Source organism: Lutispora saccharofermentans, assembly GCF_024363565.1.
Lineage (GTDB): Bacteria > Bacillota > Clostridia > Lutisporales > Lutisporaceae > Lutispora > Lutispora saccharofermentans.
In genome coordinates this window covers 108,875-122,310 of the sequence record NZ_JAJEKE010000010.1, presented here as the reverse complement: position 1 = coordinate 122,310, position 13,436 = coordinate 108,875, and the positions used below count along the sequence as shown (strand labels likewise).

Here is a 13,436-nt window from a genome sequence, read left to right as displayed (position 1 = left end):
ATACTTGACACACAGTTGTCATATTTTGTATGATAATATTCAATAAAAACGGAGGAGATGGATAAAATGGTCGAGCTGCCGGAAGCTGTTGTGCTGGCGAATCAAATAAATGATACGTTGACCGGAAAGAAGATAAGGAAGGCAACCGCCAATCATACACCTCACGCCTTTGCCTGGTATACAGGTGATCCTGCCGGTTACCATGACTTGCTTGCGGGTAAGACGATTCTAGGTGCAACATCCATTGGAGAACATGTAGAAATAAAGGCTGACGACATGATATTGCATATCAGCACACCATTGCGCTACCATGCCGAAGGTGACAAGCTGCCTCAAAAACATCAGCTGCTGCTTGAATTTGAAGATGATACGGCTGTGAGCGCCACTATACAGATGTGGGGATGCCTATTCTGCTTCAGGGACGGAGACCAGGAAAGCGTTTCTGACTACTATCCGTTAAAGATATCCCCGTCGCCTTTATCCGATAGCTTTGACAGAGCATTTTTTAACAGTCTTTTTGATGAGAAAACGGCCAAGCTGTCGGCTAAAGCGTTTTTAGCCACGGACCAGCGTATTCCCGGGCTTGGCAACGGGGTCTTGCAGGATATCCTCTGGACGGCAAAAATTCATCCCAAGCGCAAGATGTCCAGCCTTACAACCGGAGAAATCGATGATATGTATGATGCAATAAAGCGTGTGCTGAAACAGATGACGATTAAAGGCGGCAGAGACACGGAGAAGGATCTGTTCGGGCATCCTGGCGGATATAAGACTGTATTGAGCAAAAATACGGTTGATATGCCCTGCCCTGCCTGCGGTTCCTTTGTAAAAAAAGAAGCCTATCTGGGAGGCAGTATATATTATTGTAAAGGCTGTCAGCAGCTTTAAAGCGATACCCATAAAGATACCAGGCCATGCGGCTTGGTATTTTTTTGCTTGACCTTATGGTATAATAATTGGTGTGAGAATATCAATATATAGAAAAGGATAGCAATAATGAATTACAGAAAAGATGAAAATAACGGACAGAAAATATTTACGGATATAAAGGATCCTGCCAGGGCAGAGGTTGTCAAGATTGCATGGCCGGTCCTGGTAGAGCTTCTTTTAGGCTCTTTATTCGGAATGATAGACATGATGATGCTGGGAAGGATAAGCGACAATGCATTGGCAGCCGCTTCCGTAGCCGCTGTAGGCATAACCAACCAGCCCTTATTTATAGGCTTGTCTCTCGTCCAGGCACTGAATGTGGGCGGAACAGCTATGATCGCAAGGTACTATGGGGCCAATGAAAATGAAAAAATAGAAACGGTATTGAAGCATGTTGTATTATTGAGCATGCTGATGCTGACCATTCCCTTATCTATATTGGGGTTGGTTTTTACAGATTCCATAATGACTTTTATAGGCGCTCAGGCAGACGCTTTGCAGGCCGGAAGAGGCTACTTCAGGATTGTTATGGTAGGCTTCCTTTTCCAGTCCTTAAATATGTCAATATCAGCGGCATTGAGAGGGATAGGGGAAACAAAGACGCCCATGAGAGTAAACCTGAAGGTCAACTTTTTAAATGTCATCGGCAATGCTGTGCTCATATACGGCTTGCTGGGATTCCCGAAGCTTGGAGTGACTGGAGCCGGCATATCCACCGCCATGTCTAATGCAATAGCCAGTGTGCTTTTGCTTGCTTACATAGTTAAAGGCAAAAGCATTATTAAAATCAGCCTCAGACACCCCTTTAAATTTGACGGGAATATCATATACAACCTGATCAAGATCGGTGTGCCTGCAACCCTGGAGCAATTAGCATTAAGAACAGGCATACTTTTGTTTGCCAGAATAGTTGCCGGTTTGGGAACCGTTATCTATGCGGCTCACCAAATAGCATTGAACATATTGGGGCTTTCCTTCCAGCCAGGCCAGGCCTTCGGCATAGCAGCTTCATCTTTGACAGGCAGGACCTTGGGCGCTAAGGAGCCTGAAAAGGCAGAAGAATACGCCAAAAAAACACGGAGAATAGGCTCGATGATCTCAACTTTTATGGCAGTGATATTCTTCTTCTTTGGCCCTCAGCTCGTCAGCTTATATTCTCCTGATCCGGTAATCATCCGGAATACCTCTGCCGCGCTCAAGGTCATAGCGCTGGTACAGCCCTTCCAGTCATCCCAATTCATATTGGCCGGGGCTTTAAGGGGTGCAGGGGATACATTCTGGCCTTTGGTGTCCACATTTACAGGTGTGCTGCTGATAAGGGTCGTCTTAACACATATATTTGTAAATATTATGGGTTATGGTTTGATAGGAGCCTGGATGGCCGTATTTATTGACCAGATTATAAGATGGGTATTTGTTTATGCGAGATTTAGAACGGGCAAATGGAAGCATGTGAAGATAAGATAAATGAATTGTGTGAAATAAAAAGTTGTAGAATAGGAATTCTACAACTTTTTATTTTTTGGCTGTCATTTTATTACTGGATTATAAATGCATATACAAAATTTTTAGAAAATTATAAAACATAGAAGGAAATTGAAAAAGAATGTCGAATTAACAGTTATGGTCATGACCGAAATAAGACCCAAATAATTAAAGGAGGTAGTATTATGAATTTTAATGCAAAAGAAAACAAGGTTATGAAAATGCCACATACTTATGTAATTTTATTTTGTATCATAATTTGTATGGCTTTGCTGACCTATATCATTCCTGCAGGAGAATATGCGAGGGTCAAGGATGAAGCAACAGGCAGAACCATTGTAGATCCCTCTGGATTTCAAAATGTTGAGAGTAATCCCGTTAATGCTTTCGGATTATTCAAAGCTATACCAAAAGGAATGAATGATGCTGCAAAAATAACATTTTTCATTTTTATTGTAGCAGGAGCATTTCAAATAATTACTTCAACTGGAGCAATTGAAGCTGGCATATTGAAGGTTTCAAAGGTCCTTAAAGGTAATGAACAGCTATTGATTCCAATATTTATGTTCTTATTCTCCTTAACAGGAGCATTTATGGGATTCGGTGAAGAGAATATGGTATTTATTCCGGTCGCTATTGCTCTGTCTAGAATGCTCGGTTATGACGCCATAGTGGGAATGTCATTGGTAACTATTGGAGGAGCTTGTGGATTTAATTCTGCGATGATGAACCCCTTTACTGTGGGAACAGCTCAGGGAATAGCAGAGTTGCCTTTGTTTTCAGGCATAGGGCTTAGGTTTATTGTTTGGATAGTATTGTTAATAGTCTCGATTGTATATGTAATGAAGTATGCAAAAAAAATTAGAGTAAATCCGGAGTTAAGCATAGTAGCAGATATTGAAAAGATGGAAAAGGACAGTAATACAGTAGATCTTAACAGTGATTTTAAATTAAAAGGTTCGCATTATCTTGTTTTTTTAACATTGTTGATTGGCTTTGCAATTATAGTGTTTGGCGTTTATAAATATGAATGGTACATAAATGAAATAGCTGCTGTATTTTTAGCTATGGGTGTTATTAGCGGATTTATAGGAAGAATGGGACCAAATGTAATGGCACAAGAATTTGTAAATGGAGCAAGATCTATCGTATTCGGAGCTTTAGTTGTAGGAATTGCAAGAGGTATATTAATTGTAGCTCAAGATGGCAAAATATTAGATTCAATTATTTATGCTTTAGCTTCTATAATTAATTCATTTCCTAAATCAATATCTGTTTTGGGAATGTATATTGTACAGATTATCATAAACTTCTTTATTCCTTCAGGAAGCGGGCAAGCTGCAGCTACAATGCCTATTATGGTGCCGCTATCAGATATACTTGGTATAACAAGACAAACTGCAGTATTATGTTTCCAGTTTGGTGATGGATTTACAAACAGCATTATACCAACCGCTTCTACTTTAATGGCTTCTCTTTCCTTAGCGAAAATTCCTTATGAAAAATGGGTTAAATATATTGGAAAACTGATGCTGATATGGATGGGCATAGGAGCTATATTTGTATTGATAGCAAATGTTATTTCTTATGGACCTTTCTAAAAAACAGAGATATCCAAGTTTGCTTGTGAGGTGTGTAATATGTATGATTTAAAAATTGTCAATGGAACAATTATTGATTTAAAGACCAATAAAGAGATAATTGGTGATATTGGAATAAAAGATGGGAAGATAAAAAGCATAGGAAGCTGCCCCGAAAAAGGCAAAGTAGAGATTGATGCCGGTTTAAATATTATATCTCCTGGTTTTATAGACATTCATATTCATGAAGAAGAAATAGAAGATGTGAAAAAGACTAATAACTACTTTACTACAAGCAAGATGATTTTAGAAGGTGTAACCACAGTGGTAGGGGGTAACTGCGGGAGCAACAGGCAAAGCATAAAGGAGCTCTCGGATTATATAAATGCAAAGGGCTCACCTGTGAATTACCTCAGCTACATAGGCCATAGATATCTTAGGGCTTTAGTCGGCAACGATGATCCTTATAAAAAATCCAGCAAAAATCAAATTGAAGCTATGGCAAAAGCAGCAAGTATTTCATTATCTGAGGGGGCTATTGGCGTTTCTTTTGGACTTGAATATTCTCCAGGCGCAGATTTTGAAGAAGTAACTGATTTGCTGGATTTAATCGGTAAAAAGGATATGCTTTTGGCAGCTCACTACAGAAAGGATGCAAAGTATGGCATTGACTCCATCAAAGAGCTTATAAGTATTTCAAAACATACATCAATACCTATGCAAATATCTCATATTGGAAGTTGTACTGCTTTTGGCATGATGGGTGAATCTCTTGAAATAGTTCAAAAAGCCATAGATGAAGGTATTGATGTATCAGCTGATTGCTATCCATACGATGCATTTGGGACGTATATTGGATCAGCAGTTTTTGATGAAGGATGCTTTGAGTTATGGAATAAAAGCTATGAAAATATTATGCTGACGGAAGAACCCTTCAGAGGAGTTAGATGCGATGAGAGCCTTTTTAACAGAGTTAGAAAGGAATATCCTAACATGATGGCAATAGCATATGTGATGAATGAAGAGGAAGTTATAGAGGCTTTGCAAGCGCCTTTTGTTATGGTGGCAAGCGATGGAATGTATAGGAATGAGCAGGGACATCCCAGGGGAGCAGGAACATTTCCTAAGGTATTGGGCAAATATGTAAGGGAAATAAAAAAGCTTTCTCTCGCAGAGGCTATAAGAAAAATGACTCTGATGCCGGCGGAAAGACTGGGGCTGCCTGCTAAAGGGAAAATTGAAGTAGGCTTTGATGCAGATATTGTTATATTTGATTCTGAAACGATTATGGACAAAGCTACATTTAATGCCCCCGCACTTCCCCCGAATGGTATCAAATATGTAATTGTTAACGGAGAAATTGCTGTAAAAGATAACATTATTGTAAAAGGTAATCTTGGTAGATTTATTAGTAATAAAGAGCTGAAAATGTAGCAGGGGGAGGAAATCCTTTGGACATACTGAAGAATAAAGTTGATAGTATTTTTCCGGAAGTAACAGAATGGAGGAGACACTTTCATAAATATCCTGAACTAAGCAATAATGAGAAAAATACATCAGAAACAATAGCAAGGATTTTAGAAAAGCTTCCATTAGATATAAAGAAAAATATTGGAGGATATGGGGTTGTAGCCGAACTCAAAGGTGATAGCAAAGGAAAAACAATTGCTGTAAGGGCCGATATGGACGCCTTGCCCATTCAAGAAAGGAATGAAGCATCGTATTCTTCCGGCGTGAAGAATATAATGCATGCTTGCGGACATGACGGACATATTTCAATTGTTCTGGGTATAGCTCATGTCCTTTCCGAAATGAAGAACAGACTTAAAGGAAATGTCAAGTTTATATTTCAACCTGCAGAAGAAAATGCTCCAAACGGGGGAGCTAAAGCCATGATCGAATCTGATGTTCTTAAAAACCCAGATGTGGATGCTATTTTAGGCGTTCACATCTGGCCTGATTTAGACCAAGGTAAAATAGGCATCAAAAAAGGGCAGCTTATGGCTTCCTCGGATTATTTCAAAATTGAGGTATTTGGCAAAAATGGACATGCTTCAGCACCCAATGAAGCGGTGGATACTCTATTTACAGCATGCAAGATTATAACAACTCTGCAGTCATCGTTGAGCAGGATTTTGAATCCTCTTGATCCTTCCATTGTTTCTGTCGGCACATTAAAAAGTGGGGTAAGATATAATATAATATCAGACTATGCAGTTATAGAAGGAACAGTAAGAACTCTATGTCTGGATTCTAGAAGATTAATTAAAAGAAAGATCTCTGATGTTGTTGACGGCATATGCAAAATAATGGGAGCCGAAGGTAAGGTAGACTATGAAGAAGGATACCCAATTTTAAACAATGACAGCAAAATTATAGAAATAATCGAACACAGCGCCAGGGAATCTTTAGACAATCAGGATGTTGTAATCTTAGAAAAGGCTGCATTAGCTGCTGAGGATTTTGCCAATTATTTAAAGGAAGTCCCGGGAGCGATGATATGGCTTGGCAGTAAAAACTATGAGTTGGATTACATTTATCCGCTTCATAATCCTAAGTTTAATTTTGATGAAAGTATTTTGAAAACAGGTATAAATGTTTTGTCGGCTGCAATAATCAATTATCTGGATAATAATTAATACAGTTTACTTATGCCTAAACCTTTATTTTATTATATAATTGAATTTTACAAGTATTACAAGTAGAATATAGATAATTATATAACCATGAAATAAAGGAGTTTTATTTTATGAAAATAAAGATAGGTGTAATTGGTGCATGTGACACTGTAAATAAAGTAAAAGCTGCATCAGATGAGTTTAAAAGCAAGGCAGATATCTATATTTACCCCTATTCACATAAGGATGAAATTTTCAAAATATTAGAAGAGTCCGAAGCTATTGTTGATATAATATTATTTTCTGGTCAAGTTCCTTATAATTTAGCCAGAAAAATGAACTTGGTAAAAAAACCCTATTACTTTATACCATTTACAGGGGCTACCCTATACAAAGCATTCTGGGAGATGAAGGGAAAAGGGATTGACTATGAACGCGTCAGCTTTGATACAATAGAGAAGAAAGATGTTATGGAAATAGCCGAGGAATTGAGCTTAGCCAGTGAGAGATTTTACATAAATGATTGTCATGAAGATATTGACTATGACGAGGTGACAAAATTCCATTATGAGCTTTGGAAAAAGGAAGAAGTAAATGTAGCATGTACATGTTTGAATTCAACATACATTAAATTAAAAAACCTAGGGATGCCTGTAATAAGGCTTTTCCCAACGGTTTCTTTGATCAAGGAATATCTAAATAAAATTATATATGATGCTAATATTGCAAAGGCAAAGTCTGCTCAAATTGCAGTCCAGATAATAAAAATAAATCATGATTATGCAAACATGTCATCTGAATATTCTTTTCTTGAACTAAGAAACACTATTGAAAAACATATAATAAATTATACTAAAATAGTTATTGGTTCAATGTTTCTTTTCGGCAGAAATGAATATTTAATTTTTACTACCAGAGGGGCAATAAACGATGAAGTATATGGATCTTCTATAAAAGAATTGGTAGTAGAGTGTAAAAAGAATAAAGTAAATATCAATTCAGGCATAGGTTTTGGTAGTACAATTTATGAAGCAGAGGTAAATGCAAGAATAGGCTTAAGCTATTCTGAAAAGAACAGGGATAATTGCTTATATATGGTTAGCGAAAATGGATTGATAACAGGACCGTTATGCAGTGATTACAGCGAATATGGAAGCTACCATTTGACATCATTTGATGAAAAAATCAAAGAGATATCAACAAATACAAACTTAAGCAGTGCTTATATTTCAAAAATAAAATCAATAATAAATTCAAAAAATAAGAACACCTTCAATGCAGAAGAATTTTCGAATTATTTGGGTATAAGTGTAAGAAGTTCTAGGAGAATTTTGAATCAGCTAGTTGACGGAGGATATGCAAAAATAGTTGGTGAAGGCAAGAAGAATAATACAGGCAGACCATACAATATTTATGAAATAAAATTTTATTGATTTTTCAGAATTCATGCATGAATATAGATGCTGTGCTCAAGGCAGCAGGTGCAGATAAAAAGGATGCTATAGTTTGTAAGGAATGAGGATAGATAAAGTTACAAGATAGGAGTAGAATTTATGAACTATATCTGTATAGAATGCGGCAGCAAGTTTCCATTAGAAAGCAATGCTTGGAAATGCAGCTGCGGAGGGTTGCTAAACCTTGAGTATGAAAAGAAGCCCATAGATTTCAAATCCACTGCAGCAGCAAGGGATCACTCGTTGTGGAAATATATTGATGCGCTGCCCTTTGAAAAATATGATTGTTGGAGAGGCATTACTTTGGGTGAAGGAGATACTCCTTTGATTCGGATTGAGGGGAACTTATATGCAAAAGCGGATTACTACATGCCCACTTTATCCTTCAAGGACAGAGGGGCTGTCGTTCTGATATCCATGGCTAAAAAGCTTGGGGCAGGCAGAGTTATTGCGGACAGCAGCGGCAATGCAGGGACGGCGATTGCCGCCTACAGCGCCAGAGCGGGTATGAAGTGCGATGTGTTTGTGCCTGCGGCAACCTCGGATAAAAAGATAAAGCAGATAGAAGCTCATGGAGCAGCGATCCATAAAGTGCCCGGGACCAGAGAGGATACTGCAAAGGCTGCTATAGATATGGCAGAGAGCACAGGGCTATTTTATGCCAGCCATATTTATAATCCTTTGTTCTGGGAAGGAACCAAGACTTATTTTTATGAGGCCTTTGAGCAGCTGGGCAGACTTATGCCTGATGCTTTTATCATACCTGTAGGAAATGGTACTCTGCTTGTGGGGGCGTACATCGCTTTTAAGGAGATGCTTTCCTGGGGAGCCATCGATAAAATGCCCAGGATTTTAGCTGTGCAAGCAGAAAACTGTGCGCCAATTTTCAAGGCTTTCGTCGGAGGAATGGATAAAGTGGAGCCCTGTAAGAACCTGGGGACATTGGCAGAAGGGATCGCTATAGCAGCTCCTGCCAGAGGCGCTCAGATATTGAAGGTGATACGCGAAAGCGGAGGAGATATCATCGGAGTGTCAGAAGAGAGCATAACCGAAGCCAGAAGGTCATTGGCCTGCCAGGGCATATATGTGGAAATAACTTCTGCCGCCAATTATGCGGGCTATTTGGATTATATAAAGAAATACCCTGAGCTTAAAACTGCCAAAGTGGTATTTCCTTTATGCGGGGCTGGTATCAAAAGCAGCTAGACAGGCCATAAGGCGCTGCCTAGCCCATATCTTCGATTTCAGTATCTTTATAAATTTCAGCGAAGCCTTTTTCTAAAAGCTCCATAAAATTATCATAGGGCATCTGCTTATATGTGCCGTTTTCATCAAATATCTTCACCAATTTGCCGTCAATTTTAGAAAGCCGCCATTTTGCCTTTATATCGCCAAGGTTGAATATTATTGTTTCTCCGCCGCGTAATTCCATATATCATACCTTCTTTACACCTTTTCATCATTAATTCTACAAAACCTTGGAATTTCCTTTTATCTTTCGTATATAATAGAAATTGGAGAATAATATATGGAGGGCTTAGGATGAAAATAATGAAAAGATTGATTGCTCTGACAATCATATTTTCGATGCTGATAATGCCTGGCGCCACAGCTTATGGAGACAGCATTATTTATATAGCTTATTTCAATAAAACAGTGCTTCAGGGTGAAACCTTCATGATCTATATATCCGGGATCAAAGCTGATGATACGGTAAAGGTTACATCAGACCTGAAGGCCAGATCGGAAAAGTATTTTCCATATAAAAACGGAAAGCTTGCCATCATAGCCGTAGGCTGTACTGCAGAGCCCGGAGAGTATGGATACGACATCCTGATATCCCGCGGAGACAAGGTCTTAAGAGATGTGAAGAATAAGATAACGGTGAAGGAAAACTCTTTTAAAAAGGATTACATAAAGGTTTCAAAAGAAACTCAGGAAAAGAAGAGCCAGGATAATTTGAATTTTGATACGGAACAAATTGCCAAGGCCAAGGCTGATCCGGAGAATCTGCCTCTTTATAAAGGCAGGTTTATTGCTCCCGTAGATGCCGAAATAAATACCGAATTCGGGGCAATGCGCTATGTAAACGGCGTCAGGAGCAGCGTTCACTCCGGATTGGATTTCAAAGCCAAAAAGGGCACGCCTGTGATGGCTTCCAATGACGGAAAGGTAGTGCTTGCCATGGAGCTGAATTCATCAGGCAACACTGTGATTTTAGATCATGGGCTGAATATATATACTTCCTACTGCCATCTGGACAGCATCGGCGTTGAGATAGGAGACCGCGTTGAGAAAGGCGATATCGTAGGCAATGTCGGCTCTACGGGATATTCTACGGGACCACATTTGCACTGGACTTTTTCCATTGGAAGGCAATCTACGGACCCAAAGCCTTTTATGGATGGCTTCGGAACGCCCAATTTTTAGCTCTTCAAGATAAAGCGATGGACGACAAATGACATGAGATTAATTACTATTGCTAAATAGGCATATTTTATATATAATATTATAGTGCCCGCAAAAGAATGTGAGGGATTTTCACATATATGGATATGCATGAAAATTTCATGAAAATTGCTTTGGATGAGGCAAAAAGAGCAGCCGACATCGATGAAGTTCCCGTGGGTGCGGTGATTGTCAAAGATGGCATAATAATCTCTCAAGCCTTTAATACCAGGGAATCCTCCAAGGATGCAACGGCCCATTCGGAGATCACGGCAATAAAAAAAGCCTGTGAAGCTTTGGGCGGTTGGCGGCTGATAGACTGTGAGATGTATGTGACTCTGGAGCCCTGTCTGATGTGCAGCGGCGCCATACTGCAATCCAGGATCGAGAAGCTTTACATCGGCGCCATGGACCCTAAAGCCGGCGCAGCCGGATCTGTCATAAATGTGTTTGAGGATTACTGGTTTCACCACAAATGTGAGGTATACACAGGAATACTGCAGGAGGAATGCAGCAGTATTTTGAAGGAATTTTTCAAAAAAAAGAGATAGCTGAAAATAATTAAATATGGAGAGGTATCGAAGTGGTCATAACGGGGCTGACTCGAAATCAGTTAGGGAGCAATCCCACGCGGGTTCGAATCCCGCCCTCTCCGCCATTGATAAACGAATCACTCACAAGAGTGATTTTTTTAGTATAAGAGAATGAGTAAGGGGGATTCGAACCCCTCTTCTTTTCTTTTTTGCGGTCGAAAATTTCTTGCAGAAGCATTATAATGGATAAAAAGGTGATCAATCCGGAAATGAATCATGGCATTAACACTATGGATTGATGAAGGGGGTGCCGTGTATCAAAAACTTAATCGAGAAGCATAAACTGCTGCCTGTTCTGCTGGCGGCACTTCTCACTGCGGCTGTGCTGGCAGCGCTGGTCAAGCTGACGGGCACGATCGGGCCCCGGTTAAATTGCGTCACCGTTGCTGAGCAAAAGGGTGTCTATGACCTGACCGGCATTGGAGACCTGGAGGGAACCATTGCACTTCTTACACCCGGCACGGCTTATTACCCCAATACATATCTGGAGCCGAAAAATGCGGATACCGCTGTCCCCGAAAGCATCCACCGATACAAGGAACTGCGGGCGGATTACCTGTCCCAAAAATTTATTCTCCGGCTCCCGGACAACAGTGATGTGTATATGCTGACCTTTTCCCTCTCCGGCCGTCACGCTATGCGTGTCTATGTAAACGGCAGACTTGCCGGGCAGGCCGGCAGGCCAGGCACCACTAAGGAGGAAACCGAGGTATGGGAAAACAACATTACCTGCTATGGGGCTGCTGTAAATGGAAAAATGGAGATCATCCTCAACAGTGCACAGTTCTACCATGCCAAAAGAGGCGCGTCCCTCGCACAGCTTAGCCTTAGCAAATCCGGAGCGGTGCCCGATATGTTTTTTTACGACAGAATGAAGGGTATACTGACAGTAGGTGTGTTTCTGAGTGCAGCGGCAATGCTGACGGCCTTATACCTGCTTCTTTCCCCCGTGAGAGCCAATTTGTATTTTGCCATGGCCTCCGTTATCATGGCGCTGAGGGAGCTGCTGCGAAGCAAGGCATGGATATATTTCCCCATACCCGGAAATCTTTCCTTTATGCTGGAATACATGAGCATGGTGCTGCTGACCATATTCCTTTCGCTGTACCTTGGCCAGTATGCAATCGGAAGGTTCTTGCAGGGCGTCCGGTATACGGCAATCATCGGCTCCTGTGTCTACGGCGTTTGCTTACTGTTTGGCGATTCTATTTTCTACACTTCAGTACTGAAATATTATCAGTTATTGCTGATGCTGTGCATCGTTCCGGGAATTATCCGGTTGTTTTGGAATATGCGGCGCCCGACAAAGGAACAATCTGTCGCCATATACGGCATCGGGGTCTTTTATATTGCCGCCGTATATGATATTTTGCTGTATAGCGGGTTTTTAGGTGACGGCTTGAAGCTGCCCATATCGGAAAACGCCATGGTTGTTTTTGCGCTGACACAGGCTTTTTCTTTGTTCCTAATGAACAGCCGGGTGCTGGGGGAAGCAAAAGAAACTGAGCGGAAGCTGGCGGCGGAGAAGGAGGCTTTGGAAGATCTGAACCGGATGAAAACCGAATTTTTAGGCAATATCTCCCATGAACTGAAAACTCCCCTGACGGTGATGAGCGGCTACGCCCAGACCATAAGACAGCTCGCACAGGGTCCGGGGAAGCTGGACAATGAGAAGGTCGCCCACAGGATGAAGCTTATTTCTTCCGAAGCGGAAAGGCTTTCCCTGATGGTAGGGCAAATCCTTGATGTGACCCGTATGGAGGAGGGGCGTATGTCTATGGAGCTGAAGCCCTGCTATGTGGATGAAATCATTCATGGAGCAGTCGAAACTCATTATCCCATGCTGAACAAGAATGCCAACAGGCTGGAAATCCAAATAGAAAGAGGACTCCCTGCTGTCAATGCCGATTCCGCAAGGATATCACAGGTTATCGTCAATTTGATTTCCAATGCGGTGCGTTTTACCGCAAATGGTCTGATCACCATATCTGCAAAGCGGGAGGATGCTCATATCCTGATCTGTGTCACCGACACCGGTTCCGGAATCAACCGAGAGCAGCTGCCGTATATTTTTGAAAGGTATTATCACAGGCAAAAATCCGGCGGCGGTCAGGATACCGGCACCGGACTCGGGCTTTATATCTGCAGGAATATAGTGGAGCAGCACGGGGGAAGTATATGGCTGGAGAGCGAGGAAGGCAGGGGAACCTCTGTTTTCTTTACCCTGCCTGTTTTATAGGAATCAATAGCGGACCTTGCTGAATATGTATTCTTACCTTCCGGAGTTTACCAGTTCAAACCATCCTCCGCCATCAAAAGCTTTGCTTT

11 protein-coding genes and 1 tRNA gene are annotated in these 13,436 nt (G+C 40.9%); 11 read left to right on the top strand and 1 reads right to left on the bottom strand.

Annotated features, from left to right (window positions below; all coding sequences use genetic code 11):
• Positions 1 to 57 precede the first annotated feature (57 nt).
• The 7 genes from LJD61_RS12170 (at position 58) to LJD61_RS12140 (ending at position 9,273) form a co-directional block, all read left to right on the top strand.
• Entirely contained in the window at positions 58 to 888 is an 831-nt protein-coding gene (locus LJD61_RS12170; RefSeq protein WP_255227819.1) for a DNA-formamidopyrimidine glycosylase family protein, read from the top strand.
• A gap of 108 nt (positions 889 to 996) precedes the next feature.
• Positions 997 to 2,397, top strand: coding sequence for an MATE family efflux transporter (locus LJD61_RS12165; RefSeq protein WP_255227818.1), 1,401 nt, complete (start codon positions 997 to 999; stop codon positions 2,395 to 2,397).
• Between the two features lie 203 nt (positions 2,398 to 2,600).
• A complete protein-coding gene (locus tag LJD61_RS12160; RefSeq protein ID WP_255227817.1) occupies positions 2,601 to 4,016 on the top strand; it encodes a YfcC family protein in 1,416 nt (471 codons plus the stop codon).
• A 39-nt stretch (positions 4,017 to 4,055) separates the two neighbouring features.
• A complete protein-coding gene (locus LJD61_RS12155) occupies positions 4,056 to 5,429 on the top strand; it encodes an N-acyl-D-amino-acid deacylase family protein (protein ID WP_255227814.1) in 1,374 nt (457 codons plus the stop codon).
• A gap of 17 nt (positions 5,430 to 5,446) precedes the next feature.
• Positions 5,447 to 6,634: a M20 metallopeptidase family protein gene (locus LJD61_RS12150; protein ID WP_255227813.1), complete on the top strand. Its 1,188-nt coding sequence runs from the start codon at positions 5,447 to 5,449 to the stop codon at positions 6,632 to 6,634.
• 110 nt (positions 6,635 to 6,744) lie between these two features.
• On the top strand, positions 6,745 to 8,046 hold the full coding sequence (locus LJD61_RS12145) for a hypothetical protein (RefSeq protein ID WP_255227812.1): 1,302 nt from the start codon (positions 6,745 to 6,747) through the stop codon (positions 8,044 to 8,046).
• Between the two features lie 120 nt (positions 8,047 to 8,166).
• Entirely contained in the window at positions 8,167 to 9,273 is a 1,107-nt protein-coding gene (locus LJD61_RS12140; protein ID WP_255227811.1) for a threonine synthase, read from the top strand.
• A 19-nt stretch (positions 9,274 to 9,292) separates the two neighbouring features.
• On the opposite strand, the gene LJD61_RS12135 is transcribed toward LJD61_RS12140, so the two are convergent.
• Positions 9,293 to 9,499, bottom strand: coding sequence for a hypothetical protein (locus LJD61_RS12135; protein WP_255227810.1), 207 nt, complete (start codon positions 9,497 to 9,499; stop codon positions 9,293 to 9,295).
• Between the two features lie 110 nt (positions 9,500 to 9,609).
• Here LJD61_RS12135 and LJD61_RS12130 point away from each other — a divergent pair, with 110 nt between their 5' ends.
• From LJD61_RS12130 to LJD61_RS12115, 4 genes are all read left to right on the top strand, one after another.
• The gene (locus LJD61_RS12130) at positions 9,610 to 10,497 is read left to right on the top strand and encodes a M23 family metallopeptidase (RefSeq protein WP_255227809.1); all 888 of its coding nucleotides are present in this window, start codon (positions 9,610 to 9,612) and stop codon (positions 10,495 to 10,497) included.
• A gap of 125 nt (positions 10,498 to 10,622) precedes the next feature.
• Positions 10,623 to 11,066, top strand: coding sequence for a tRNA adenosine(34) deaminase TadA (tadA, locus tag LJD61_RS12125; RefSeq protein WP_255227826.1), 444 nt, complete (start codon positions 10,623 to 10,625; stop codon positions 11,064 to 11,066).
• A gap of 18 nt (positions 11,067 to 11,084) precedes the next feature.
• Positions 11,085 to 11,173: transfer RNA gene (locus LJD61_RS12120), tRNA-Ser, on the top strand.
• A gap of 173 nt (positions 11,174 to 11,346) precedes the next feature.
• Positions 11,347 to 13,347, top strand: a complete 2,001-nt coding sequence (locus tag LJD61_RS12115) for a sensor histidine kinase (RefSeq protein ID WP_408615359.1) — start codon at positions 11,347 to 11,349, stop codon at positions 13,345 to 13,347.
• The last annotated feature ends 89 nt before the right edge of the window (positions 13,348 to 13,436 follow it).